The following is a 26,847-nucleotide window of genomic DNA, read 5'->3' as shown; positions in this document are numbered from 1 at the left end:
AACGTCCGGTTCTGGCCGATAACTGACAATGCTAGAGCAGGTGGTGTTAATTTTAATTAACCTCCATCCCACTAACCCGCATCACCTCCCTAACCACCGCATCATTCAAAATCCCCCGTTTGGCTTCCACCAACGTAAGCCATTCGCGGGCGCGGGTGATGCCGGTGTAGACAAGCTCCCGCGTTAGAATCGGGTTGGGCGTTTGCGGTAGCAGTAGCGCCGTGTGCAAAAACTCCGAGCCTTGGGATTTGTGTACCGTCATCGCGAATACGGTTTCTACCGCGTGCAGGCGGGAGGGCAGTACCCAGCGGATGGGCTTTTCCGAGTCGCTGGTGGGAAAGGCGACTCGATGTAATAACCGCCCCGGAGTGCGCGGGTCGGGCACCGTTAGCGTAATGCCAATATCGCCGTTCATTAGCCCCAGGCTGTAGTCGTTTTGCGTGACCAGCACCGGGCGGCCTTCATACCAGCCTTTCTCTAGCTCGATATCGCTTGCGCTTAATAGCGTGTGGCTGCGCAGTACCTTGGCGATACGTAAATTCAAGCCTTCCACGCCCCACGGCCCTTTGCGTAGCGCGCAGAGCAGTTGGAAGTAGCCGTAGGCGTTTAGTACGTTGCTGGCCCAGGTGTCGTAGGCCTTTTGGTTTTCCTCAAAGGCTAGCGTTACCTTGGGGCGTTGTTGGTCCAAAACCGTAAGGTAGTGCCGATAGCCCGTGGGTGGCGCTATCTCCTTATTGGTTTTCTTATCAAGGCGGCCTTTACCGGCATTGGGGAAGCGCTCCGGGGAGCCGGTCACCACCAGGCGCTCCAGGGCGCTGTCATTTTCCCCGCCCAGCACCAAATGATGCAAGTCGGCGTAGCCGTGGCGCAGGACGCTGTGTACGGCGTTCTGTTTATCGCGCTCGTTAAGCGTGGCGCTTAACGGCTGGTTAATCGCCTCGGCCAACTGGCCAATGCCGCTGGCGGCGTCAAAGCGGTGGCTTACCCGCAGCATGGTAATCGCCTGGTCGAGGGGCTGGCCGTTGGGGCAGGTTAGCGCTTTGGGCAGCGGGTGGCCGGTGAGATTGGCAAGCCACTCGGCGGTTTCTGGCGTGTAGTGGGCGGCCTCGGCGCGGCGGCATAAGTCGCCGAGTACGGCACCGGCTTCTACAGAGGCCAACTGGTCTTTATCACCCAGCAGCACCAGCTTGGCGTGGGCGGGCAGGGCGCTTAGTACGGCAGTCATCATTTCGATATCCACCATGGAGGCTTCGTCGATCACCAGTACGTCCAACGCCAACGGATTGTTGGGGTTGTGGCGGAAGTGGCGGGTATCGGGCCTGGCGCCTAGCAGGCGGTGTAGGGTGGTGACTTCGGTGGGGATTGAGGCACTTAGTTGTTCAGTGCATGAATCTTCGCCGAATGAATTCGGCTCCCACAATTCACTCTGCGCCCATAGCGCCGCAAGGTCTTCGATAGGCAACTGACTTACTTGCCCGGCGATGGATTCATTGAGGCGGGCGGCGGCTTTGCCGGTGGGGGCGGCTAAGCGAATGCGTAGCGCTTGCTCGGGCGAATGGGCCAGTTGCAGGGTTTGCAGCAGGGCGAGCAGGCGCACGACGGTGGTGGTTTTGCCGGTGCCGGGGCCGCCGGTAATAATCGCAAAGTGGCTGCGCGCCGCCAGCGCGCAGGCGACCTTTTGCCAGTCCAGTGTGCCGTTGTCGGGGAACAGGGTGTTCAGGGCTTGTTGGAGCAGGCCTGAATCAAGCACATCACTACCAATCACCGAAAGCGGCTCATGCCCAATTGCCGTTTTAGCGCCTTCTTCAAGCGCCAAGCGAGCGGCGATTTCCTGGTGCAGGGTTTGTTCGTACTGCCAGTAGCGGCGCAGGTAAAGCCGGGTGGTGTGCGGGGTGTCAGCGCGTACCAGCGGCGTGTTGCCGTGGCCGTTGCTGATCAGCGTGGGGTGCTCAAGCGCGGCCTGCCACTCGGCAAGCGTTAGCGTGGCTAATACCTCGCTGGGTAGCGGCGGCGGGTCGCTTAGGTCATCGCCTTCTGGTGGTAGCGAAAGAGCGAAATCCGGTGCGTTCAGCGTGGCGTTTAAGTCCAGGCACACATGGCCTCGGCCCAGCTGGTGGCTGGCAAGCGCGGTGGCCAGCAGAAGCAGCGGCGGCACCTGGCCTCCCTCGCGGGCGAAGAAGCTGACCAGCGCGCGGTCCAGGTCGCGTAGCCAGCCTCTGGCGACCCAGCGCTCGCAAAGCGCCATTAAAGTGCCCGTATCGTTCAGCGCAGGGTGCCGTTGGTGGCCAAGCGCTGGGGTGCTGTTACGCGTTGTGGCAGGCGCAGGCTCGTTTTCGCCGAACAGGTCCAGGGTTTGTGAATCTTTCATGCCGTTTCCTTAAGGCCAGTGCCGTTGGCCGTGCCTGCAAATAACGCATCCAGCGCTTCAATCAGCGCCACCGGGGCGGGTTCGGGGTGTACGCCGCGTGCAGGCGTCCGGCTGCCACGCAAAAATACGGTCAATGAACCGCCCAAATGGACATGCGGGTCGTAGTTGGGCAGGCGGGCTTTTAACAGCCGGTGCAGCGCCAGCAGGTACAGCGCGGCCTGTAGGTCGTAGCGTTTTTCAAGCAGCGCGGCACTCAGTGCCTCGGCACTATAAGCGCTGTCGTCTGCGCCCAAGTAGTTGGATTTCCAGTCCAGCACGTAAAAGCGCCCATCAAACTCAAACGCCAAGTCGATAAAGCCTTTGAGCATACCGTTGAGCGTATCGGCATCCAGCGCGGGCCGGGCAAGGCCGGGAAGTAAGTGCTGGCTAACCAGCGCATCCAGCGCCTGCGTATCGACCTGGTGGGCAGCAAACCAGAACTCTAGCTCTACCTGATAACCGCTTAGCTGTTGAAGCGCCACGGCACTTTGCTGGCCGGGAAGCGGCAGTTGAGTGCCGAGCAAATCCTCAAACCAGCCTGCCAGCGGTTCATACCATGCTTGCCAACCGCGCAGTTGCAGGCGGCGGCGCAGAGTGTCTTCACGGGCGGCGGTGTCTTCAAGCGCCTTGGCAAAGCCCAGCTGGCCTGCCCATTCCAACAAGCCGTGTAGAAAGGTGCCAGGGCCGGGGCCGCGAGGGAAACGGTGCAGGTGGCTTGCGTTTGCTCTCGGATGGTCGCTGTCAGTTGGCAATGGGGAGTGAGTGGTTACACTCGCCATGGGCTGCCCGGTTAGAGGGGAACCTTGCAGCAGGTCTTGCGGTTCATCCAGCACTTCAAACGTGGTGGCTTCCTGGGGCGTGGTGGGTTCCGGCGTGGGGGCAGCGGTTGATAGCAGCCCTGAGATGCCGCCCGTGGTGCGCAGCGCCGAGTAGCTGGCGATCCACCATTGCTCGCGGGCCGGGCGCGTGGGCGTGCGGGCTTGCCCCAAGGCTTCTTGCTGCTGGGCGGGCGTAAAGCACAGTGCGGTAGGGGCTGGCGCTGGCTCCAGGGCTATGTCGCTTTTATTGACCAGCGCGGCAAGCGCTTCGCTGAACTCGTTGGGCGCAATGTAGTTACCGCCATTAAGCAGGTAACCCAGGGCGCTGCCTTCGCCATCCTTTAACGGCGCAAGCCCCAGCCAGGTGGCGTGGCGGGCGCGGGTAAGCGCCACGTAAAGCTTGCGTAAGTCTTCGCCTAACCGTTCGCGGTCGGCGGTGGCGAGTGTTTCTGCATCAGCGCTTAGGCTTAGCTGTAAATTGCCTTCGCCATCGTGCCAACGCAGCGGCACATCGCCTTTTTTAGTAGGGCGATGGTTGGCAATAAACGGTAGAAATACCAGCGGGTACTCAAGCCCCTTGGATTTATGGATGGTCACGACCTTGACCAGGTCCGCATCGCTTTCCAGGCGCAGCTTGTGGCTGTCGCCGTGGCTTTCTGGGTCGGCAATCGCTTCCGCCAGAAAGCGTATCAGCGCGTGTTCGCCATCCAGTTCCTGGCTTGCCTGCTGAAGCAGTTCGCCCAGGTGAAGCAAGTCGGTTAGCAAGCGCTCACCGTCGGTCAACGCAAGCAGCCGGGCAGGAATATCGAAGTCCACCATCAGCTTGCGCACCAGCGGCAGCACGCCCTGGCGCTGCCACAGGCGGTGGTAACGGCTGAACTGCTCTACTCGGGCCTCCCAGGCCAGCTCGCTCTCGTTAAGGTGATCAAGCTCGCTAAGGCTCACGCCTAGCAGCGGCGTGGCAAGCGCTGCGCGCAGCTTGGCTTCCGCCTGGCGTGAATTGGCCTGGGATTCCGCACAGGCGCGCAGGCAGGTTTCCACCTGCTGGGCGATAGATGAGCTAAATACCTTGTCGTGATCCGATAGATAAACGCTTTTAACCCCGCGGCTGGCAAGCGCCAGGCGAATGGCGCGAGCTTCCTGCAGGCCGTTCACCAGCACCGCCATATCAGAGGGTTTTAATGGCGTAAGTTCGCCCTCGGTTTTAAAACCCGCTTGCCGCTTGCGGCCCGCTTCCAGCAGGGCAGTCATGTGGGAAGCGCAGCCTTCGGCCATTTCAAGCTGGTAGGCGGTTTTGGAAAGCGGCTCGTCAGCCGCCATTTGCCATAGCGTCATGGCGGGCAGCGGCGCGCCGTTCAACACCCATTGGTCGGCGCGGCCTTTGGCATCTACCGGTAAAAACGGCAAGGGGTTCTCGCCGCCTTGTTCACGAAATAAAAACGCGCCCGCTTCGTGCTTGTCGGCGTAGTTAAAGCAGTGGTTAACCGCGTTGACCATCGCAGCACTTGAGCGAAAGTTAGTGCCCAGCGTAACGTGGCGACCATCGGTGTCGTGGCGGGCTTTCAGGTAGGTGAAAATATCCGCGCCACGGAAGGCGTAAATGGCCTGCTTGGGGTCGCCAATCAGCATCACGGCACTGTCTCGGCGCGGTGATGCGACATTATATACCGCGTTAAAAATGCGGTACTGAATCGGGTCGGTGTCCTGAAATTCGTCAATCAGCGCGACCGGGAACTGGCGCTGGATTTGGGCGGCCAGCGCTTCTTTATTGGGGCCTTGCAGGGCGCGGTCCAGGTGCGTGAGCAGGTCGTTGGGGCCCATTTCAGCGCGGCGCTCCTGCTCGCGCTCCAAACGCTTGCGGCACCACTGCACTGCGTGAATCAGCAGGTCGTTGCGCGGCTCGGGCAGGGCATTAAGCTCGCCGGGCAGCTGGGCGAGCGCTTCCCACACCGCTGGGCAGGGCGGCGTGCCCACTTTCCAGATATCGGCCATGCCCTCAGGCGTCATGCGCCGCCAAGCGGCATCGGTAAGCTGGGGGCGGTCGGCATCGCTGGTGCACCAATCGCGCAGCGCGCCCAGCCAGTTGGCGCGGCTTTTGGCGTTGAAACTTTGGCCCTTAAAGGCTTTTTGCTGGGCGGCTTCTTCCAGCGCGGGCACCACATCGTTCAGCCATGCAGCCCAGGGGGCTTTTAACGCGCTGAGTTTGGCGGCCCGGGCGGCCTGACAGTTCGTTAGTGTTTGCAGAGGTTCGGGGCGTTGTTCGCCCAGCGCGTCGCACTCAGGCAGTAGGCGTTGCAAGCTGGCGTGCAGGTCGTCGGGGGATTGCCAGTAGCTAACAATGCTTTCCAGCGCATCGCTCTCAAGGGCGTAGTAAAAGCTGCGCCAGTAGTCGCGCACGACGTCTTGTTCTAGCTCGCGCTGGTCGTTCTCCAGGTTCAGCGAAAATAGGCTGCCGCTATCGAAAGCGTGCTCGCGCAGCATCCGGTAGCACCAGCTGTGAATAGTGGAAACGGCGGCTTCGTCCATCCACTCGGCAGCCAGTGCCAGGCGCCGTGCGCAGGCGGGCCAGGCTGAGGGTGGGTACTCACTGCGCAGCTCAAGCAGCAGTTTGTCGCCTGCGTCTTCATCACTGCGAAAAATCTCAGCGGCTTCCACCAGCCGGTTACGAATCCGCTCGCGCAGCTCCTGGGTCGCGGCATTGGTAAACGTGACCACGAGAATTTCCGGCGGCGTGAGCGGGCGGATAAAGGCGTCGTCATCCTCTTTGCTGCGCCCACCCAATACCAGGCGCACGTATAAAAGCGCGATGGTGAAGGTTTTGCCGGTACCGGCGCTGGCTTCGATCAGGCGGCTGCCGTGCAAGGGCAAGCTCAAGGGGTTGAGTGGGGCGGGGTGGCTCATCACTGGTCTCCAGGAGCAGGCGCTAGCAGGCACAAAACAACACGCCCCGGATGGGGCAAATAGAGGCGGCTGGAGAACTATATCGCGATGACCCTTAGGGAGCAAAAAGCAGCGAGCAAAAGGCACAAGCGAGCGGGTTGGGCTGGGAGCCAGCGCTATCACCTGATAATCTTGTCGGCTAGCCACTTTGCGGGCGACCGGTTTACGCTACCGCGGCTTCTGTTCACGTTGATGATGAGACTTCATGCTGACCTCGCTTCTGGATAACGACTTTTACAAAATCACGATGCAGAACGCCGTGATTAAACGCTTCCCGTATGCCCATGCGCGCTACGCTTTTATTAACCGTGGCGCGCATGCCTTTCCAGAAGGGTTCGGCGCTGCATTACGCCATGAAGTCGATAATATGGCGGCGCTTCGCTTAAACGACGAAGAGAAGTGCTATCTCGAAACAACCTGTCCTTATTTGGACCCCACGTATCTCGATTTTTTGGCCGGGTTTCGTTATGACCCCAGCGAGGTCATTATCGAGCAGCAGGGGGCGGACCTTTCGGTGGTGATTGAAGGCCCGTGGTATCGCACTATCCTTTGGGAAGTGCCGTTGATGGCGCTGATCAGCGAGCTTTGGTATCGGTTGCGTGGTATTACGATTACCCCTGAAGCGGATGCGATGATCGAGCAGAACGCCCAGGAAAAAATCGAGCTTTACCACCGCATGGGGCTCAAAATCGCTGAGTTTGGTACGCGTCGGCGTTTCTCCTTTAATGTTCACGACCGTGTGGTGGGCGCGCTTCGCCATCACGGCGGCGAGTCGTTTACCGGTACCAGTAATGTGCTGCTGGCGATGCGCCATGACGTGAAGCCGATTGGTACGCACGCCCACGAGTGGTTTATGTTCCACGGTGCCCGGTTTGGTTTCAAAATGGCCAACAGCCTGGCCCTGGAGCATTGGGTGGATGTGTACCGGGGCGACTTGGGCATTGCGTTAACCGATACGTTTACTTCCCAGGCCTTTTTCGACAGCTTCGATAAGAAGTTTGCCAAGCTGTTTGATGGCGTGCGCCACGATAGCGGCGACCCGATCGACTTTGCCTCACAAACCATCGCGCACTATGAGCGCCTGGGCATTGACCCGCTGAGCAAGACGATTATCTTTTCCGATGCGCTCACGCCGGAAAAAATCGAGCGTATTCATGCGTTCTGCAAAGACCGTATCGGCATGGCATTTGGTATTGGCACCAACTTCACCAACGATGTGGGCGAGGAGCCCATGAACATGGTGATCAAGATGGTCGAGGCGCGCCCAGAAGGCCAGGGCTGGCTGCCGGTCATCAAGCTTTCCGATGTGGCCGAAAAGAACACCGGCGACCCCGAAATGATCTCGCTGGCCAATCGAATACTCCTGGTTAACCACCCGCATTAAGCGAAGCGCGTCGTCTTTTACCGAGCAGCGCTACTCTTTCACCGCACGGTAGAGCGGCAGATAAAGAGCGTCTGCCAGGGCGGCGAAGCGGAGGGCGGGGGTAGCCCCTTCCTGATGACCCTCGTTAAACAGCGCTTCAAAGCTGGGCCATTGGCGGGCGAGGTAGGCGCTTTGCGCGACCTCGCCGGTTTGAAAGCGCCCGCCTTCATAGGTGCTTGCCGCTGCGCTAAAGGCGTCGCTGTCGGCGGTGCTGTCCACCGTTCCCTCTTTACTCAGCCAGGCAAACGCTGCTTGCGGGGCCAGTGGCAGCGGCAGGGTCATTCCCGCTTTCCAACACTGCACAATAGTCGCTAGATGGCCCTGGGCGGTATCCGCTGCTAGCGGTTCAAAGCGCGCATGCCCCGCTTTGGAAAGCAGCTGTGTGGTCATCGGCGACACCGCATTGGCAGCCAGGTGGGCCACCCAAGGGTGGAGTAGATGCTGCCAACGGTACTGCCCTCGACCACGCGCATTACTAATCAAGCTGTTACTCACCAGCAGCAGGCGGCAACGCTTGCCGCTCTCATCCATGCGCAGTTCGTTAATCCAGTCGTTGACCGAAAGTTCGTGGGCGTTAAATGCGACCGCTTGAGGGGCTTCCACGGCGACGGGCCACTCTTCGAGCGCTTCCCGATAGGCGTCAAACAGCGCCTGCATGGGCTCGGCCAGCGATTCGCTCATGCGCTCGCCAAAAGCGCCTACCGCTAGCACGCCCTGGCCCTTGATGCGCTCAAGCGCGGCAAACATGGCTTCTTCACGCGGCTCGCCGTTGTCTACCGCGTGGCGCTGGGCGGCAATCAGTTGGTCCTGCAACTGCCAGTGCTGCAGGCCGTTAAGCACAAATGGTTCCACGTCTAACTGGGTCAGCACTTCCTGCTCAAAATACACGCCAAGGCGGGTGTTGAAGAACGCCTTGGCCGGTTCACGCAGGAAGCTGCCTAGCTGGGTAAGCGTCAGTGGAACGTCCTGGTTAAATTCGAGCAGGGCGCTTTGCTGTTTATTTGGGTTTTCCTGTGAGGCGAGCAGCGCGTGCTGTTCGTGGGCATCGCGCCATTCATGTACATAGGTAAAGAGCCGGGCCTGGGAGGCTGAACTACCGGGCTGGGCAAAATAGCGATGGCTAAACGGTTGCAGCGGATGCTCGGTGGTCAGCGCCTCAATCAGTGGCTCGTCAGCCTGGCATTGGCTTACCCAGCCTGCCGCCAAGTGATCGCGCAGTTGGCCGACCAGCACGGAAGGCGGCATGGGGTTGTTGTCGATCTGGCTGCGGCCCACCCAACTGATATAGAGCTGCTGGCGCGCTGACAGCAGCGCCTCCAGAAACAGGTAGCGGTCATCCTCCCGGCGGGAGCGGTCGCCGGGGCGGTAGTCGCTGCCCATCAGGTCAAAATCCAGCGGCGACTGGGAGCGTGGGTATTCGCCGTCGTTCATGCCCAGCAAACACACCCGCTTGAAGGGAATGGCGCGCATCGGCATTAACGTGGCGAAGTTGACCGCCCCGGCTAAAAAGCGCTGAGAAAGGCTGTGCTCATCAATTTGCGAGAGCCAGTGTTCGCGCACCATGGAAAGCGGCAAATCGTCATTCAATTTGGCCTCTTCGGTGCTGTCGAACAACTGCTGAAGCGCGCCTTCCAGCTTGGTCAGCATCACGCTCTCTGCAGCGTCATCGGTAAGAAAGTAGGTTTCCAGCAGTTCACGCAGCCGAACAACCCAGTTGGCGGCGGTGGTTGGCTGGCAAAAAATTTCCCACGTGGTTTCCAGCTTTTCAAGCAGCGTTGCCAGCGGCCCGGCAAGCGAGGCTTCAAGCCCGCCAATGTCATCAAACGGCTCGATACCCTGCCAGGCATCCGCCACGCCCACGGTGTAGCCCAACAGTAAACGGCGCAGGCCAAACGCCCAGGTGTTCTGGCTTAAGCCCTGGGGCAAATCAAGCCGGGTGCGCTGCTGGGCGTTTAAGCCCCAGCGGATGCCCGCACCCTCAATCCAGCGGTTTAGTGTGGGCAAATCGCGCTCTTCAATGCCAAAGCGAGCGCGCAGGGCGGGCACGTCTAACAGGTCGAGCAGGTCGCTCACTGAGAGGCGCAGCTCCGGCAGGCGCAAGAGCTTTTCCAGCGCAATCATCAGCGGCAGGCGGTGGCGGCTGGCCTGGTCTGAAAGGGTGTAGGGAATATAGCGCGGGTCGTCGCGGCCAAGCGTGCGGTAGCTTGAGCGGTATTGGCCAAACACCGCTTCGATATGCGGTGCGTAGCGGTCAATGTCCGGCACCATAACGATGATATCTCGCGGGCGCAGCTCGGGGGCGGCGCTGAAGGCGGCCAGCAGCTGGTCGTGAAGGATCTCCACTTCGCGCTGGGGGCCGTGGGCGATATGAAACACAATCGAGTCGTCGTGGGTTGCATCAACCGCAGGCCAGGTCGTCTGGGTTTCGGCCACTGGGCGCAGCTCGCGGATATCATCCTGTAGCTGGCTGAGCAGGCAGGAGTGTTCGGGCGTGCTGAACGGTTCGAACATATCAATACGCAGCGCCTGTTGCTCAAACAGGGTTTGGTAGTTGCCCGCATCGTCATGCTCATCCAGCAGGCGAAGATAGTCGCGGCCCTGCTTGCCCCAGGCCGCCAACAGCGGTTGGGCATGCAGATGCAGTGCGCTATCTACATCGCCGTCACCGAGTACGTCCAGCGCTTCGGGCATGCCCGTTTTACGCTGCTGGCGGTAGCGGTTGGCGCGCAATAAATCCTTGTGTTCGATGATGTCCGCCCAGTAAAACTGGCAGGGGTTATGCACGCACAGCACGATCTGGCAGCAGCGCGAAAGTGCCGCCAGGGCTTCCAGCGTTTGCTGGGGCAGCGAGGAAATCCCGAAAATAATCAGCCGACGCGGCAAACCCGGCGGGCAAGCCTGGCCTTCCAGTTGTTCGGCAACCTCTAAAAAGCGGCTATGCACTTGGGCGCGGCTGCTGTTAAGCCCGGCCTCGCCCTGGGAGGCCACAACATCATCGCGCAGGGCGCGCCATAGCTCGGGCTGCCAGCGCTGGTGCTCATCCAGCGGGCGCGCTTCGCCGCGTGCGGTAATGAGTACGTCCTCGCCCCGTGCCCAGGCATCAAGCCAGTCGGCGCGGTACACTTGGTATTGGTCGAACAAGTCCGCCAGACGCTCGGCCAGTTGATAGTGCTTACGCTGGTCGCGGTCGGTTTCCAAAAAGCGCGCCAATGGGGCAAAGGCGGGCTTCTCAGCGAGGCTGGGCAGTAAACGCAGCAAGCGCCAAACCAGGCGCGATTTATCAAACGGTGAGGTTTCAGGCACCGCCTGGGCATCACCGGTAATATGCGTTAACACCGTGCGGTAGGCCTGCCATAAAAAGCGCGCAGGCAGGGTAACGTTCAGCGCCGCCGCAATGCCCGCACCGCCCTGTGCCGGGTCTTCCGCCAGTGCCAGCTTCAACCACTGCCCGATGCCATTGCTCTGCACCAGAATCGTCTCGTTCTCAAGCGGCCCTAACGGATGAAGGCGCATCCACTCAACCGCTAGCCCGCGCAGGTCTTCCAGGCGGTTGGCATGCACCACCATAAAACCCGGCGTAAGAGGCGATGTATTGGCAAGCAATGAGGGTGACGACATGCGGCGATATTTCCTTCAAGGCAGTAGCGATAAGGCACAGTGCTTAAGACACAGTACTTAAGACTACTATGGTGCCATAAGTTAAACGTCTTTAGTGGGTGCTATCGATAGGAACTTTTGCAGCTTATGGGTTATCATAAGTGATAACTTTAGGGGCTGTTTAATGCAATGGCAGATTGATTTCTATCCTGGTGTTGAAAGCGACATCCTTGGTATGCCGCCAAAAATTCAGGCCAGGATGCTTCGGTTGTTAGAAATGGTTGAGCAGCATGGGGCGAACTTGGGTCCGCCGCATACGGAAGCGATGGGAGACGGTCTCTTTGAGATAAGGGCAAAAGCCAAAGAGGGTATAGGGCGCTCCTTATTTTGTTACGTACAGGGCCAGCGGATAGTTGTTCTCCATGTCTTTGTTAAAAAGAGCCAAAAAACGCCTCGCCAAGCGTTAGCACTAGCCCGGTCCAGACAGCGTGAGGTACAGCCGTGATGAATTTAAAAGCATTGAAAGAACAGGCGCTCCAGAATTCTGAGGTTAACGCTGAGTACGAGCGGTTGGCGCCTGAATTTGAATTAGCCAACACGCTTATTTCCATGCGTCAGCGTGCGGGCCTTACTCAGGAAGAGCTGGCGCAGCGATTACATACTCAGAAAAGCAATATCAGTCGGTTAGAACGTGGTGACAGTAATCCTGGCTGGAAAACACTGCAGCGTTATGCTCAAGCGTGTGGGTTTGATCTGTCTGTCCTGCCTCGACCCCATAAAGCAGCTGTTTAGCTTAAATAGATAACCATGTGTTTTTCATCTTCTCTTGCGCGCAAGCCAGGGTATCCCCAAGCTATGCAGATACTTTGAGTAAAGCCAAGAGGACTTCCCCATGACCGATACACCAAACCATACTCGCCGCCATTCCGCCCCGGTGGTCGATGGCGTGGGTAAAGCCGCCAGCCGTGCCATGCTGCGCGCAGTAGGATTTAACGACGCTGATTTCAAAAAGCCCCAAGTGGGCGTGGCCTCTACCTGGAGCATGGTGACGCCGTGCAACAGCCATATTGGTGAGCTTGCCGAGCAGGCCCGCGAGGGTGCCGATGCTGCAGGCGGTAAAGGTGTGGTCTTCAACACCATCACCATTTCCGACGGTATTGCCAATGGCACCGAGGGCATGAAGTACTCGATGGTCTCGCGGGAGGTGATCGCGGATTCCATTGAGACCGTTGCGGGCTGCGAAGGCTTTGATGGCCTGGTGGCAATTGGCGGTTGCGACAAAAACATGCCGGGCTGTGTGATGGGCCTTGCGCGTTTGAATCGCCCCAGCGTGTTTGTATACGGCGGTACGATTATGCCAGGCAAAGGGCACACTGATATTGTGTCGGTGTTCGAGGCCATGGGCGCCCACTCGCGGGGCGATATGGATTTGATTGAGCTCAAGCAGATCGAGGAAACCGCGATTCCTGGCCCCGGTTCGTGTGGCGGTATGTACACGGCTAACACCATGGCATCGGCCATTGAAGCGCTGGGCATGAGCCTGCCGGGCAGCTCGGCACAAAACGCCATTTCCCAGGAAAAACGCGACGACTGTAAAGCGGCAGGCGAGGCGGTGCTTGAGCTGCTGGCGCGGGATATCAAACCTTCCGATATCATGACCCGTAAGGCGTTTGAGAACGCGATTACCGTGGTGATTGCGTTAGGCGGCTCTACCAACGCGGTACTGCACCTGATCGGCATGGCGCGCACTATCGATGTTGAGCTGACGCTTTCCGACTTTACCGAGATCGGTAAACGCGTGCCGGTCGTGGCAGATCTTCGCCCCAGCGGCCACTACATGATGAGCGAACTTGTGGCGCTTGGCGGTATTCAACCGCTGATGAAAAACCTGCTGGAAGCTGGCCTTCTACACGGCGACTGCCTGACGGTCACCGGGCAAACACTGGCGGAAAACCTGGCAGGCGTTGAAGCCTATCCGGATGACCAGAAAATTATCGCGCCGCTGGATAAGCCGATTAAAACCGAAAGCCATCTGCGGATTCTTTACGGCAACCTAGCGCCGGAAGGGGCGGTCGCTAAAATTTCTGGCAAAGAAGGCACGCTCTTCTCCGGCACGGCCCGGGTGTTTGGTTCTGAAGAAGAAGCCCAAGCGCGCATCAATGATGGCACCGTGGTGGCAGGCGATGTCGTGGTTATTCGCTACGAAGGCCCCAAAGGCGGCCCAGGTATGCGCGAAATGCTCACCCCAACGTCGGCCATTATGGGTCGCGGCTTGGGCAACGACGTCGCGTTGATTACCGATGGCCGCTTTTCAGGCGGTAGCCACGGTTTTGTGGTCGGCCACGTGGCACCGGAAGCCTTTGATGGCGGCCCGCTGGCGCTGGTGGAAAATGGCGATCTCATCACCATCGATGCCGAAGCGGACACTATCGAAGTGCAACTAAGCGATGAAGAATTGGCAACCCGCCGTGCTGTGTGGCAACAGCCCGCACCGCGCTATACCCGCGGTGTATTGGCCAAATATGCACGGCTGGTAAGCTCCGCAAGCACCGGCGCCGTCACCGACCAAAGCGAGTAAGTGGCGCTAGCGGCCCGGCCATTCGCGCCGGGCCGTCGTTGCGGCATATGCCGGTATTCAATTTGGAGGCGTGCGACGATACGTTTATCGAATTTCGTAGCGCGTGGTAAGCGCCAGCGCACCCGCGGATGCAGCGCGAAGCGGTGCCGTAGTCAGGTGACACGGCCCGGGCGGCTGGCGCCGCCATTCGCGGGTGCCTTGCCGTTCGTTCCTCACGGCGCGTTACCGCGCGCTACGCCTTGTGCGGCCATTTGGGGTGGTTCTCGTAGCGCGTGGTAAGCGCAGCGCACCCGCGGATGCAGCGCGAAGCGGTGCTGGGGTTAAGGATAGGTGGCACATCCGGGGCGGCTGGCGCCGCCATTCGCGGGTGCCTTACCGTTCGTTCCTCACGGCGCGTTACCGCGCGCTACGCCTTGTGCGGCCATTTCGGGTGGTTCTCGTAGCGCGTGGTAAGCGCAGCGCACCCGCGGATGCAGCGCGAAGCGGTGCCGGGGTTAGGTGACACGGCCCGGGCGGCTGGCGCCGCCATTCGCGGGTGCCTTGCCGTTCGTTCCTCACGGCGCGTTACCGCGCGCTACGATGTGTGCAGCCATTTGGGGTGGTTCTCGTAGCGCGTGGTAAGCGCAGCGCACCCGCGGATGCAGCGCGAAGCGGTGCCGGGGTTAAGGATAGGTGGCACATCCGGGGCGGCTGGCGCCGCCATTCGCGGGTGCCTTGCCGTTCGTTCCTCACGGCGCGTTACCGCGCGCTACGCCTTGTGCGGCCATTTGGGGGGGCTTGTAGCGCGTGGTAAGCGCAGCGCACCCGCGGATGCAGCGCGAAGCGGTGCCGAAGTTAGGTGGCATGGCCCGGGTGGCTTGTCATCACTGCGTAAAATGCAGCGGGTAGCCTAGGCACTTTCTATTACGCAAAAGAGCCTTCCGCTATGGCTGAAGAGAACAATTTACGCACGCGCGTCAGTGAAGTCTTTAAGGTTTTTCTATGGCTTGGCCTGACCTCTTTTGGTGGGCCGGTGGCGCATCTGGGCTATTTTCGGGCTGAGTTTGTGGAGCGCCGCCGTTGGCTTTCGGAGGCTGCCTATGCGGACCTGGTCGCGCTTTGCCAGTTTTTGCCAGGACCCGCCAGCAGCCAGGTGGGTTTTGCGCTTGGGCTAATGCGCGCGGGCCCCTGGGGAGCCGCGATGGCGTGGCTGGCCTTTACGCTGCCTTCTGCCATTGTGCTGGTGCTATTTGCGTTCGGGGCGACGGTGCTGGATGGCCCGATTGTCAGCCGTATTATTCATGGCTTGAAGATAGTGGCTGTGGCCATTGTGGCCCATGCGGTATGGGGGATGGCGCGTAACCTGTGCCCGGATAAAACCCGCACGGGCATCGCGCTACTGGCCGTGTTCACGGTGTTGTTGGTCAGCGGGCCGCTAGGGCAGGTGGGCGCCATTGTGTTCGGTGGCTTGGCGGGGTTCCTGCTATGCCGCGAAGCTGTGACTGCCACGCCAAGCGAAACACTCCACTTTGCTGTGTCGCGCTCAGTTGGTGTTATCGCACTGGGGCTGTTCGCTGGGCTACTGATTGGGTTGCCGTTGCTTGCGGGAAGCGCCGTTTGGCTTGATATTGCCGATGCCTTTTATCGTTCAGGCGCGCTGGTATTTGGCGGTGGGCATGTGGTGCTACCGCTCTTACAAGCGGAAGTGGTGGAGTCAGGCTGGATAACGCCGGATGCGTTTTTAACCGGTTACGGAGCGGCACAGGCCGTGCCGGGGCCGCTGTTTACCTTTGCCGCGTACCTTGGGGCGCTACTGCCCGGCGTTAATGGCCTTGTTGGGGCGCTAGTGGCCTTGCTGGCTATCTTCATACCGGGATTTTTACTGCTGGTGGGCGTGCTGCCCTTCTGGAATCGCTTTCGCCAATGGGGCAGTGCCCAGGCATTGATGCGCGGTGCCAATGCCGCAGTGGTAGGGATTCTGGGCGCCGCGCTTTACCAGCCGGTGTGGACCAGCGCGATTATCGGGCCGTATGAATTTGCCTTGGCGCTTAGCGGCTTATTACTGCTTTCCGTGTGGAAGCTGCCTGCCTGGGCGGTTGTGGTTGTGATGGCACTGGGCGGTCTTTTGATACCGGTTCAGTAGATAATGAGCCAAAACCTTACAAAAACGCCTCGCTTAAGCGAGGCGTTCGTGGTTTAAAGGGCTAATGGCTGCTCCTATGGCGCCTCCAGCTCTAACGTGCGGCGCAGAACATTGAGCTCGTCAATGTTCAGGTGCTCAAGCCTGCCGGCGAGCAAGTCGCTAATCTTCTGTACTGGAAGCCCTGCCTGGCGGGCAATTTCCCGGCTTCCTAGATCTGATACTGCAATTAAACGCGTGATAATGCGCATTAGGCGCGTGCGTTTTTCTAATTCCCTGACATCGAGGTCAGGGCTGCTTCGCGGAGGATCCAGCGTTTCTGCGTGAGCAGTTGAGTATGCCGTACTCATGAGACTCCATCAGTCTGAAATGACAAGGACACAATGCCGCCAACGCAGGTGCATTTCAATATTTAATTTGATGAAAATTTCGCGACACTTGCGAACACCCGCTTGCGGCTTGGCTCTGGTAAACTATGTGCCTTATTTTAGCGTGCACGGCTGCTTCTGGCGTGCGGTACTTTATCGTTTTTTTATATGGCCACTGGCCGGGGAGAAATGGCATGTCGTCGAATAGCGCACCCAAAGTGGGCGTCATTATGGGGTCCAAATCGGATTGGCCGGTGATGGAGCATGCGGTGACGATGCTGGAGCGCTTAGGCGTTGCCTATGAAACGCGTGTGGTCTCTGCCCACCGAACGCCTGACCTGTTGTTCGACTATGCGAAAAGTGCCGCTGAGCGCGGTTTACAGGTAATTGTGGCCGGTGCAGGCGGTGCCGCCCACCTGCCCGGTATGGTGGCCTCACAAACGCCGCTGCCGGTGCTGGGTGTGCCGGTTGAATCCAAAGCGCTTAAAGGCCTTGATTCACTGCTCTCGATTGCGCAGATGCCTGGTGGCATCGCCGTTGGTACGCTGGCGATTGGTAAGGCTGGTGCGACCAACGCGGGCCTGCTGGCCGCGCAGATTGTTGGCCTTCAGGACAGCGCCGTGCGTAACGCGGTTGAGGCCTTCCGTGCAGAGCAGACTCAACTGGTACTGGATAACCCGGACCCGCGCCCCGCGCCGGATGCTGAGTAAAAGGAGCCCCCATGAACTCTGGTACGACAAACATCGGCGTTTTAGGCGCAGGCCAACTGGGACGTATGCTGGCGCTGGCGGGCTACCCGCTAGGCAATCGGTTTACGTTCCTGGATACCACAGGTAACCCAAGTGCGGGCATCGGCGAGGTCATTGTCGACCCGGATAATCAGCACTTGGCTGAGTTTCTCGCCAAGGTGGATGTCGTGACTTACGAGTTCGAGCATCTGCCGGTGACGCTTGTGCAGGAGATCGAAAAGCACAAGCCGGTGTATCCGAGTAGCCGAGCGATCGAGGTCTGCCAAAACCGGGTTGAAGAGAAAACCCTGTTTGATCGCTTGAACATCCCGACGCCTGCTTACCGTGTGGTCGAGAGCGCAGAGCAACTGGAAGCCGCCGCTCGCGAGCTTGGCTGCCCGGTGGTGGCAAAGTCCGTCACGGAAGGTTATGACGGCAAAGGTCAGGCGGTTTTAAAAGCCCCAGAAGAGGCGGCTAACGCTTGGCAGAGCATTGGTCATACACAGCTGATCGTTGAAGCGTTTGTGGATTTTGTGCGCGAAGTTTCGATGATTGCTGTACGCGGTCGCGATGGCGAGGTGGTTTTCTACCCCATGGCAGAGAACCAGCATGTAGGCGGCATTCTGCGTTATTCGGTGGCGCCGCTGCCCGACCTGGACGCCCAGGTGCAGCAAACGGCTGATACGTATATTCGTGCGCTGCTGGATGAGCTGGATTACGTGGGCGTGCTGGCGCTTGAGCTATTCCAAACCCGCGACGGCAGCCTGCTGGCTAACGAGATGGCACCACGCGTGCATAACTCCGGTCATTGGACGATGGATGGAGCGGTTACCAGCCAGTTCGAGAACCATCTACGCGCGGTTCAAGGATTACCGCTTGGCAGCACGGCGGCCATTGCGCCTACCTGTATGGTCAATGTGATTGGCCAGGAAGGCGACAACGTGGCCATGCTCAAGCTTGCCAATACCCATGTGCACCGCTACGACAAAGCCGAGCGGGCAGGGCGCAAGCTGGCCCACGTTAATGTGGTGGCGGCTACCCACGCTGAACTGCTGGAAAAGGTGCGCGTCTGCCGGGCACTGATACCTGATGCGCCGGCGGTTGAGTGGAGTTTTGAGCGCTCATTATAGATAAGCGTTATTAAGTCACTGAAAAGGCGCCCCACGATGTGAGGCGCCTTTTTTTATCCCGGTGTTAAGCTCTTTTTTAAGACCGTTTTAAGCTCTGTTTAAAGTCTCTCGAACCAGCTTGAACGTTTACCAACCCAGCACAATACGCCCGCTCAGCAATAGCCACAGCGCGATTAACGCAAAGTGCCCAGGGTACCAGGCCAACCAAAGCCTGCGAGGCATGGCAAACGTTACCACAGGCACTCGCTGAGCCAGGCCAGCAGCCAGTATCAGGACCACGACACAGGTGCCCACGGTAAACGATTTTGCCATATCCGAGGCGTTCATTTGCCCGGCAACCCAGAGTACGGGAAAGGCGGCTAAGCCTGCCCAAAGTCGCGCCTGAAAATGGGTGCCCGCTTGGCTAAGTGAATGCATGGCAAACATGAATAGCGGAATCAACAGTAGACCGTTGTGGCCGTACTCCACCCAGAAACCGAGCAGGTACCACACCGTGACGCCCACCGCTGTGCCCAACAGCAGCCAGCCAAACCCCAGCGTTTGCTGTTGGTAGTGCTGCCAGCCCTGGCGCGCCAGTGTGCCCAAGACCAAACCACTGGCCAGCGTAAAGCAGACGTTAAAAATCAGCGCATCCGATGCGCGTGGCATCATCATATAGGGGAGTTGCGCTACCAGCCCGATCACCAGAATACGCCGTGAATAGCGCATTGGGTTACGGGTATTAAATAGCCCGTGCCAGGCGACCATGGCGGCAAACAGCGGAAAGGCAATCCGGCCAATAGAGGAGCCTGCCCAGCTAAAATCCCCAGGCAGTACATAGCGGGTAAGGTGGTCTACCGTCATGGTAATGAGCGCGAGCCACTGGCCCCAGCCTGTCCAGTAGGAAGACGGGCGTCGGTCGATGTCTGGTGTGGCGCTAAGGGTTGCTGCCATAAAACCTCCCTGTTTTTATGACTAAATTACGGTGATAGCGAAATGATGTTTCATCACTATATGGGTTATATCGGCTATATGAACCATATCGGCTATATGCACATGGAGAATGATACAGAGACTCTTTCACGCTGACCTGGTTCATTCCAAGGGGCAGCGTACTTGTTAATGGGCCTGCGTACCTGGTTTTTAAGCCGCTGATGAAAGGAGAAAAAAGGCAAGGGCATAAATAAATCACCCCGGCAAAGGCCGGGGTGATGGGGCAGTCACTACGCTATGTGATTACTCTTCGCCAAAGTAGCGAGCGTGAATCTCATCGTAGGTGCCGTTTTCCTGAAGCGTTGCGAGGGCTTCGTTGAATTTTTCAGCAAGCGCTTCATCACGCTGGCGGAAGGCGATACCAAAGCCGTCACCAAAGTACTCTTTAGGCTCAGTGATTTTTTCGCCCACAATGGTGTAGTCAGCGTCTTCGTTCTCAACCAGCGTTGACTGGCCGATCGGGAAGTCGAGGAAGACGATATCCAGACGCTGCGCGTCCATATCCAGCACCATATCATCGGCGGTGGAGTAGCGGCTGATATCGGCCACGCTGCCGTAGTTATCGGTGACGTAGTTGTCCTGAAGTGTGCCGCGTTGAACGCCGATGGTCAGGCCTTCAAGGGTTTCTTCATTGGCTTCGTCGATATCCAGGTCGCTTGCGGCAAACCAGGCAGACGGCATGGTGATGTAGGGGTCAGAGAACAGCACCTGCTGGCGACGCTCATCGTTGATGGTCATGGAGGACATGACAGCGTCGTAGTTGCGTGACAGAAGGCCCGGAATAATGCCGTCCCACTCCTGCTCGATCCACTCGCAGGTCACTCCGATCTCTTCACACATGGCGTTGCCCAGCTCGATATCAAAACCGGTCAGGTCGCCTTCAGGGGTGCGGAATTCCATCGGGACATAAGGTACATCAACGCCAATACGCACCTCATCATAATCACGTGCCTGGGCGGAAGAGGCCGCAGCAACAGCCAAACCAATTAAAGAAACTGATAGCAACTTTTTCATTATTTAACTCCGTTGTAAAACAGGTTCACCCGAGGTGATCCTCTTTAACGTAACCCAGGTTGAGGCCGGCGGAAAGAGGAAAACGCCTTGTGAACCAACGTTTGTTTGACGTTCGCTCGTCATCGAACCGTTTACGGGGTTTGTGGCTTTAAGTGCGCAAGTAATTTCTTCTCTAAAAAGCGGAAGAAAAACAGAATGGCAAACGTTAAGCACAGGTAAATAGCCGCGACAAACAGGAAGGGCTCAAACGGGGTATAGAACCGCGAATAGACATAGCGAGCCGCTCCGGTCAGATCCATTAAGGTGACCACGCTGGCTATCGCGCTGGCATGAAGCATGAAAATCACTTCATTGCCGTAGGCGGGTAGAGCGCGACGAAATGCGCTGGGGATAATGATCCGGCGCATCATCAGGCTTTGGGACATGCCGTAAGCGCGTGCTGCTTCAATTTCACCTTTGGACGTCGCCTTGATAGCACCCCGGAAAATCTCTGTGGTATAAGCCGCCGTGTTGAGAGTGAAAGCGATCAGTGCGGGGTAGAAGGCCTCACGGAAGATCGGCCACAAAAAGCTTTCCTGGATGCCATCAAAAAACACCACGCCGTAGTAAATAATATACAGCTGGACCAGCAGCGGCGTGCCACGAAACACGTAGGTATAGGCATACACGGGCAGGCTGATCCATTTACGCCGTGAGCTGCGCATAATGGCAAGCGGCACCGCTAGCACCAGCCCGATTACCAGCGACAGAAACACCAGCTGTGTGGTGGTGACAAGCCCTGTCCAGTAGTAGCCCATTGTAGTGGGGGTGAAGATCAGATTGCCGGACAAAAGGTCATTAAACCATGCGGAAATATCTAGCATGTCATTGCTCCCCAAAGCCGATGTCGTAGCGCTTTTGTAGCCGGGCAAAAATCCACTCGGAGACGCTGGCAATCAACAGATAGGCAACGGCTACAGGGATTAAAAACACAAACGGCTCGTGAGTCGCTCGGGAGGCTTCAGCGGCCACACGGACCATATCGGTCAGGCCGATTACCGAGACGAGCGCGGTGGTTTTCAGCAGCACCATCCAGTTATTGGAGAGCCCGGGCAGCGCATGACGCATCATTTGTGGGAAACGAATGCGGCGAAAGACCAGTGTGCTGCTCATCCCGTAGGCTTTGCCTGCCTCAATTTGGCCGTTATCGACGGCCATAAAGGCGCCCCGGAAGGTCTCGCCCATATAGGCACCAAAAATAAACCCAATGGTCAGTACGCCCGCGGCAAAGGCATTGAAATTAATGTAAATATCAATGTCGTAGCTGTAGTACAGAATATCACTAATCGCGTTAACACCGATTTGGCCGCCGTAAAACAGCAGCATCATCAAGACAAGGTCTGGCACGCCGCGAATCAGCGTCGTGTAAACGGTTGCCGTGCCGTGCAATAGCCAGTGGCGCGACATCTTGGCTGTGGCGGTGAGAAGGCCTAGCGCGATGGCTAACAGTAGCGATAAAACCGCTAGTTGAACGGTGACCCCGGCACCTTCGATCAAACGGGGGCCGTACCCTTGCAAATCCAGCATGGTCGCCTCGCAGATCAGTAGTTAGGAGTAAGAAACTGTTTCAGTCGGGACGATTGGGGGTTGCCTAATACATCATCTGGCGCCCCGGCTTCTTCCACCAAGCCCTGATGAAGATAGATCACCTTGCTTGAGACATCGCGGGCAAAGCTCATCTCATGGGTAACCACCACCATGGTACGCCCTTCATTGGCCAGGTCGCGCATGACTTTCAGTACGTCGCCAACAAGCTCCGGGTCCAGCGCCGAGGTCGGCTCATCAAACAGCATAACCTCTGGGTTCATGGCCAGTGCCCGAGCAATCGCGCCGCGCTGCTGCTGGCCACCTGACATTTGCGCCGGGTAGGCGTTGGCGCGGGCGGTTAGCCCCACACGCTCAAGCAGCGCATGGGCTTGTTCAATCGCTTCTTTTTTAGGAAGGCCGAGCACATGGATAGGCGCTTCAATTATATTTTCAAGCAGCGTCATGTGTGCCCAGAGATTGAAATTCTGAAACACCATGGAAAGCTTGGCACGCATTTGGACAACCTGTTTCCAATCGGCTGGCTCGCGTCCGTGCCGGTTCACCTTAAAGCGTATCGGGTCGCCGTGAAGGATAATCTCGCCCTCATCCGGCTGCTCTAACAGGTTCATACAGCGCAGAAAGGTACTTTTACCCGACCCTGAAGCGCCAATTAGCGTGATGACATCACCTTTTTGGGCTTCTAGTGAAAGGCCTTTCAGAACTTCCGTATCGCCGAAGCGCTTTTTAATATTACGCACTTCCAGGGGAGTAGCGGCCATAAACATAGGCTCCAGTACAAAGTTGCCGCGGTAGCAACGTGTTGAGTTAACGTAGGCTAAATGCGGCTGGCGCGAAAAAAGTGGCGATTCTATCAGGCTCAGCGAAAAATGCGTGCTTTCCTTATACGATAAATGTAGGAAGGCGGCCGTAAGTGATACGCGTGTACCTCGATATTATCTCCATGTTGTTGTTATTAAATAACTATTAAGCTTATTTTGCGGTTTGACTTGGAGGGTGAATCGGGGCCACCAAAAGCGCCGTCCGCGCCCCCAACGCCACGTTGGCATTAGGAAATACGACATGTAGCGGCGTCTCGCCCACCACGAAATCGCCTGCCACGCGATCCCGGGCCAAACGCGTGCCGGGCTCAAAACGGCTGAAGTTGGGCATGTCAGCATCAACGTAGAGCGTAAAGTCCTCCGCTTGGCGCTTAAGCTCATGCTCTACCTGAAAGAATACCATGCTCGCGGGGTCTTGCTGAGCAGGTGTTTCGCCTTTGCTGAGCGACGTAAGCAGCGCGCCCATTGGGATTAGCGATGCTCTGTCATTTTGCCCGAAAGGGGCGACGCGGCCTAGCTCAAAAGTGAACGCTTGAGCGCCGTGGTAGTGCTTGCTGTAGTGCGAGAAGGTCCAGCTTGTCTGGTGTTGATGAAGCACGGCCTGCATGCCCGCTGCAGCAAGCCACTGCCACTGCTCCGGCAGGGTTGCAGTGTTAGCAAACGGCTCGACAACAAAAATCGGGTAGAGGCTTTCACGAATGGCGGTGTGCAAGTCGTAGTGCAACCTGGGCCGCGCGGCATGAGTTTCATAAAATCGGTCTACCGCAGCCATTAGTTCACGTGCGCGTTCTGGCTCCTCACCGCTGCCCGTTAAATTACGCTTAAAGAGGCGGTTAAGGTTGGTTGCTATAAACCGTTGCTGAGCGCGTAGCGCGGGGATATTACCAAGGATGACCAGTACGGGAGCACCCAGTGGGGTAGTGCCTGCTTCCAGGGCGCTTAGCCACTCACCGAGTAGTTCAACCGGAGCCGTTTCGTTGCCATGAATCGCCGCTGAAAAAACGCAGGCATAGGCCTCTGGCTGCGGCGTATGGGGGATAAGCTCCATAATGCCGGGGGCATGAAGCCGATAAGTACCGCTTGGAAATTGGCCGCTACGCTGTACGGGAAGGTGCCCATCAAGGGTCCAGTCAAGCCAGTGATTCAGCATTATCGGCCTCTTGTTATAGGTTGGAAATCCACACGCTATCTTTAACATGCTCAAAAACGTGAGCAAGCATTAGCGTCGTGGTTATGAAAATGGCGGGCGCTCGAGTGTAAGACGGTACCTAAACGCCCACGGTGAGTGGGCGTTTTAATAGGAAGGGCGCTTTGCCGCGCACTTTTTGGATTAACTGCGAGAAACCAGCCGCTGCTTTGTATCTGCGTAAGGTGAAAATCGAAGAGAGCAGGGGAAAACATTCGCTTTTCGCTGCTGCAGGCTAGGCTATGTTGTAGTCATTCCCTAATCGGAATGCCATTAACGTAGCTAAAACGCAGTCCAAAGGAGTAAGCAATGACAAAGGTATTGGTACTTTACTATTCCATGTATGGGCATGTTGATACCTTGGCCAAGGCCGTTGCAGAAGGGGCAAGGAAAGTTGAAGGCGTAGAGGTAACCGTTAAGCGAGTACCTGAAACCATGCCCGCAGATGCCTTCAAAAATGCCGGCGGTAAGCAGGATTACGATACGCCCGAAGCGACTCCCCAGGAACTGGCCGATTACGATGCGATTATTGTTGGTACCCCAACCCGCTTTGGCAATATGACCGGCCAAATGCGCACCTTTTTTGACCAAACCGGCGGTTTATGGGCTAACGGCACCTTGCGTGGCAAAGTGGCGAGTGTGTTTACCTCAACAGGTACCGGCGGTGGCGATGAGATGACGATTACCTCCACCTGGACGACGCTTGCCCACCACGGCATGGTGATTGTGCCCGTCGGTTATGGTATTGAAGAGCAGTTTGATATTTCCGAAGTCAGCGGTGGTAATCCTTACGGAGCGGCGACTTTGGCAGGTAGTGACGGCTCCCGCCAGCCAAGCGAGCGTGAACTGAAGCTTGCGCGCTTTCAGGGCGAGCACGTTGCGAAAATCGCTGCGAAGTTAGCGGAGTAACCAACCGCCAATAAAAAGCCACCCCGTCGATAATTATCTGCGGGGTGGCTTTCCTATGGCGAAGGGATTACTGGCTTAAACGTTTGGCAATCGCGCGGCCCAGGCTTTCCGTGGTGCCTTGGCCGCCAACATCACGGGTGACCACTTGGCTGTCACCTTCGCGAAGCACGTCTTCAATCGCCGTCACCATCGCATCAGCGGCTTCTTTATAGCCCAGATGCTCAAGCATCATGGCGCCAGACCAAATTTGCCCAATTGGGTTGGCGATACCTTTGCCTGCAATATCCGGTGCGCTGCCGTGTACCGGTTCAAACAGGCTGGGGAATTTACCTTCAGGGTTAATGTTGGCCGAAGGGGCAATGCCGATCGTGCCGGTACACGCCGGCCCCAGGTCGGAAAGAATATCGCCAAACAGGTTGCTGCCGACGACTACGTCAAACCAGTCCGGATGCAGTACAAAGTTGGCGGTCAGAATATCAATATGGAATTTATCAACATCAATCTCTGGGTACTGCTTGGCCATTTCCAGCACGCGCTCGTCCCAGTAGGGCATGGTGATAGAGATGCCGTTGGATTTGGTGGCCGAGGTGAGCTTTTTACGCGGGCGGGTTTGCGCCAGATCAAACGCATATTTAAGCACGCGGTCAACGCCTGTGCGCGACATCACAGTTTCCTGGATGACGATTTCGCGCTCGGTGCCTTCAAACATCTTGCCGCCGATGCTTGAGTATTCGCCCTCGGTGTTTTCGCGCACCACGTAAAAGTCGATATCGCCCGGTTCACGCCCAGCAAGCGGGCTTTTAATACCGGGCATTAGCTTGCAAGGGCGCAGGTTGATGTACTGGTCGAACTGGCGGCGAAACTGCAGCAGCGAGCCCCAAAGGGAAATATGGTCGGGCACTTTGTCGGGCCAGCCTACCGCGCCGTAAAACAGCGCATCGAACCCCTTGAGCTGTTCAAACCAGTCGTCCGGCATCATTTGGCCGTGCTCCAGGTAGTAGTCGCAGCTGCCAAATTCAAAGGTCGTGAATTCAAGGTCGATATTAAAGCGCTGGGCTGCGGCCTCAAGGGCGCGAATACCTTCGGGCATGACTTCGGTACCAATGCCGTCGCCAGCGATCACTGCAATACGGTGGGCCATTTGGATTCCTTGTTATTGAAGAGGTGAGCGATGAACGCAGTGTAGCCGCTATCTGGCTGATAATAATCAGGCTATTATTCAAGCTATTGTTGCCTGAAAGTGGAGAATCCATGTCGGCGCTAGATGATCTGGCCTTTTTTCAGCAGTTAGCCCGTGCAGGAAGTTTGACGGGAACGGCGCGTGAGCTGGGGCTTTCGCTGTCGGCAGTGAGCAAGCGCTTAAAGCAGCTAGAGGCGCGGTTGGGCGTGGAGCTTGCCGCACGCACTACTCGGCGGCTGACGCTCACGGCAGAAGGCGAGCGTTATCTCTCCCGCGGGGCGCTGATTCTGGATGAACTGGGGGAGCTTGAGAACTCTCTTAACGATACACATAAGCATGGGCTTAGCGGACGGCTACGGGTTAATGCCACCTTTGGTTTTGGTCGGCAGCACATTGCGCCGCTGCTCTCCACCTTTTGTGCAACGCACCCAGCGGTTGAGGGATGGCTGGAGCTCACCAATTTTCCACTTAACCTGAGCGATCACGGTTTTGATGTCGGTATACGGATTGGCGAGCCGCCGGATTCACGTTTGATTGCTCGGCCAATTTTGCCCAATCGCCGAGTGCTGTGTGCAGCGCCTGGTTATATCGCCCGTATGGCACCGCTGAACGCGCCTGGCGACCTTGTGCGCCAGGCGTGCCTGGTGATTCGTGAAAACGATACGGACTTTCCCCTTTGGCGTTTTGAGCGCTGTAATGACCCAGGGTGTGTTCAGTCAGTGAAGGTGAGTGGGCGGCTGGCCAGTAACGATGGAGAAGTCATAACTCGGTTGGCCCTGGACGGGCACGGGATAATGATGCGCTCCTGGTGGGATGTAAACGAGCACTTGGCCAGCGGGGCGCTGGTGCCGCTGCTGCCTGAGTGGCAGGGCGTGCGGGCCGACTTTTATGCGGTATTTGAGCAGCGCCGCCATGTGCCCACGCGGTTACGCGCATTTATTGATCATGTGCAGCGTGACATAAGCGGGCGAGTACCGCCGCTGCCAGGCCTCGGCCTCGATGAACGACGGTGACCAGCTCATCACGCACTGACACGTTCGGTCAGAAACCAGTGAATAAAATAAGTATCTTGT

General features: G+C 57.8%; 21 protein-coding genes. 10 read left to right on the top strand and 11 right to left on the bottom strand.

Annotated features, from left to right (window positions below):
* Nucleotides 1-52 precede the first annotated feature (52 nt).
* Nucleotides 53-2,368 (bottom strand): exodeoxyribonuclease V subunit alpha, encoded by a 2,316-nt coding sequence (recD, locus tag ACT3TC_RS10670; RefSeq protein ID WP_444640022.1) that lies wholly within the window; start codon nt 2,366-2,368, stop codon nt 53-55.
* Entirely contained in the window at nt 2,365-6,126 is a 3,762-nt protein-coding gene (gene recB, locus ACT3TC_RS10665) for an exodeoxyribonuclease V subunit beta (protein WP_444640020.1), read from the bottom strand. The genes recD and recB overlap by 4 nt, the downstream gene beginning before the upstream one ends.
* 244 nt (nt 6,127-6,370) lie before the next feature.
* Here recB and pncB point away from each other — a divergent pair, with 244 nt between their 5' ends.
* Complete coding sequence (pncB, locus tag ACT3TC_RS10660) at nt 6,371-7,549, top strand: nicotinate phosphoribosyltransferase (RefSeq protein ID WP_444640019.1); 1,179 nt, start codon at nt 6,371-6,373, stop codon at nt 7,547-7,549.
* Between the two features lie 30 nt (nt 7,550-7,579).
* Here the strand turns inward: pncB and recC are convergent, their stop codons facing one another.
* Nucleotides 7,580-11,206 (bottom strand): exodeoxyribonuclease V subunit gamma, encoded by a 3,627-nt coding sequence (gene recC, locus ACT3TC_RS10655; RefSeq protein ID WP_444640018.1) that lies wholly within the window; start codon nt 11,204-11,206, stop codon nt 7,580-7,582.
* A gap of 163 nt (nt 11,207-11,369) precedes the next feature.
* Here recC and ACT3TC_RS10650 point away from each other — a divergent pair, with 163 nt between their 5' ends.
* From ACT3TC_RS10650 to chrA, 5 genes are all read left to right on the top strand, one after another.
* Nucleotides 11,370-11,690, top strand: coding sequence for a type II toxin-antitoxin system RelE/ParE family toxin (locus ACT3TC_RS10650; RefSeq protein WP_172116059.1), 321 nt, complete (start codon nt 11,370-11,372; stop codon nt 11,688-11,690).
* Nucleotides 11,690-11,977: a helix-turn-helix domain-containing protein gene (locus ACT3TC_RS10645; protein ID WP_172116060.1), complete on the top strand. Its 288-nt coding sequence runs from the start codon at nt 11,690-11,692 to the stop codon at nt 11,975-11,977. Before ACT3TC_RS10650 ends, ACT3TC_RS10645 begins: the two co-directional genes overlap by 1 nt.
* Nucleotides 11,978-12,077: 100 nt before the next feature.
* A complete protein-coding gene (gene ilvD, locus ACT3TC_RS10640) occupies nt 12,078-13,763 on the top strand; it encodes a dihydroxy-acid dehydratase (RefSeq protein ID WP_444640017.1) in 1,686 nt (561 codons plus the stop codon).
* 638 nt (nt 13,764-14,401) lie between these two features.
* On the top strand, nt 14,402-14,656 hold the full coding sequence (locus ACT3TC_RS10635) for a hypothetical protein (RefSeq protein ID WP_444640016.1): 255 nt from the start codon (nt 14,402-14,404) through the stop codon (nt 14,654-14,656).
* A gap of 32 nt (nt 14,657-14,688) precedes the next feature.
* On the top strand, nt 14,689-15,885 hold the full coding sequence (chrA, locus tag ACT3TC_RS10630; RefSeq protein WP_444640014.1) for a chromate efflux transporter: 1,197 nt from the start codon (nt 14,689-14,691) through the stop codon (nt 15,883-15,885).
* Between the two features lie 74 nt (nt 15,886-15,959).
* Here the strand turns inward: chrA and ACT3TC_RS10625 are convergent, their stop codons facing one another.
* Nucleotides 15,960-16,232: an XRE family transcriptional regulator gene (locus ACT3TC_RS10625; protein WP_018918645.1), complete on the bottom strand. Its 273-nt coding sequence runs from the start codon at nt 16,230-16,232 to the stop codon at nt 15,960-15,962.
* A 212-nt stretch (nt 16,233-16,444) separates the two neighbouring features.
* Between ACT3TC_RS10625 and purE the strand changes: the two genes are divergently transcribed.
* Both purE and ACT3TC_RS10615 read left to right on the top strand, forming a co-directional pair.
* The gene (gene purE / locus ACT3TC_RS10620) at nt 16,445-16,960 is read left to right on the top strand and encodes a 5-(carboxyamino)imidazole ribonucleotide mutase (RefSeq protein ID WP_087108461.1); all 516 of its coding nucleotides are present in this window, start codon (nt 16,445-16,447) and stop codon (nt 16,958-16,960) included.
* An 11-nt stretch (nt 16,961-16,971) separates the two neighbouring features.
* Nucleotides 16,972-18,108: a 5-(carboxyamino)imidazole ribonucleotide synthase gene (locus ACT3TC_RS10615; protein WP_444640013.1), complete on the top strand. Its 1,137-nt coding sequence runs from the start codon at nt 16,972-16,974 to the stop codon at nt 18,106-18,108.
* 126 nt (nt 18,109-18,234) lie between these two features.
* Here the strand turns inward: ACT3TC_RS10615 and ACT3TC_RS10610 are convergent, their stop codons facing one another.
* The 6 genes from ACT3TC_RS10610 to ACT3TC_RS10585 form a co-directional block, all read right to left on the bottom strand.
* Nucleotides 18,235-19,041, bottom strand: a complete 807-nt coding sequence (locus tag ACT3TC_RS10610) for a TraX family protein (RefSeq protein WP_444640012.1) — start codon at nt 19,039-19,041, stop codon at nt 18,235-18,237.
* A gap of 282 nt (nt 19,042-19,323) precedes the next feature.
* On the bottom strand, nt 19,324-20,094 hold the full coding sequence (locus tag ACT3TC_RS10605) for a transporter substrate-binding domain-containing protein (RefSeq protein ID WP_193053915.1): 771 nt from the start codon (nt 20,092-20,094) through the stop codon (nt 19,324-19,326).
* 131 nt (nt 20,095-20,225) lie between these two features.
* The gene (locus tag ACT3TC_RS10600; protein ID WP_193057385.1) at nt 20,226-20,957 is read right to left on the bottom strand and encodes an ABC transporter permease; all 732 of its coding nucleotides are present in this window, start codon (nt 20,955-20,957) and stop codon (nt 20,226-20,228) included.
* 1 nt (nt 20,958) lies between these two features.
* Nucleotides 20,959-21,660 carry an ABC transporter permease gene (locus tag ACT3TC_RS10595; protein ID WP_172116068.1) on the bottom strand — a complete coding sequence of 234 codons (702 nt, stop codon included), beginning with the start codon at nt 21,658-21,660 and terminating at the stop codon, nt 20,959-20,961.
* 14 nt (nt 21,661-21,674) lie between these two features.
* Nucleotides 21,675-22,445, bottom strand: a complete 771-nt coding sequence (locus ACT3TC_RS10590) for an ABC transporter ATP-binding protein (protein WP_406565410.1) — start codon at nt 22,443-22,445, stop codon at nt 21,675-21,677.
* A gap of 205 nt (nt 22,446-22,650) precedes the next feature.
* Nucleotides 22,651-23,649, bottom strand: a complete 999-nt coding sequence (locus tag ACT3TC_RS10585; RefSeq protein WP_444640010.1) for a succinylglutamate desuccinylase — start codon at nt 23,647-23,649, stop codon at nt 22,651-22,653.
* A gap of 345 nt (nt 23,650-23,994) precedes the next feature.
* Between ACT3TC_RS10585 and wrbA the strand changes: the two genes are divergently transcribed.
* Nucleotides 23,995-24,594: an NAD(P)H:quinone oxidoreductase gene (gene wrbA, locus ACT3TC_RS10580; protein WP_087108478.1), complete on the top strand. Its 600-nt coding sequence runs from the start codon at nt 23,995-23,997 to the stop codon at nt 24,592-24,594.
* Between the two features lie 67 nt (nt 24,595-24,661).
* Here the strand turns inward: wrbA and ACT3TC_RS10575 are convergent, their stop codons facing one another.
* A complete protein-coding gene (locus tag ACT3TC_RS10575; RefSeq protein ID WP_444640009.1) occupies nt 24,662-25,735 on the bottom strand; it encodes a tartrate dehydrogenase in 1,074 nt (357 codons plus the stop codon).
* 110 nt (nt 25,736-25,845) lie between these two features.
* Between ACT3TC_RS10575 and ACT3TC_RS10570 the strand changes: the two genes are divergently transcribed.
* Entirely contained in the window at nt 25,846-26,787 is a 942-nt protein-coding gene (locus ACT3TC_RS10570) for a LysR family transcriptional regulator (RefSeq protein WP_444640007.1), read from the top strand.
* The last annotated feature ends 60 nt before the right edge of the window (nt 26,788-26,847 follow it).

Source organism: Halomonas sp. AOP27-A1-41, from assembly GCF_052378605.1.
Taxonomy (GTDB): domain Bacteria; phylum Pseudomonadota; class Gammaproteobacteria; order Pseudomonadales; family Halomonadaceae; genus Vreelandella; species Vreelandella citrativorans.
This window is presented reverse-complemented; position numbering and strand designations above follow the sequence as displayed.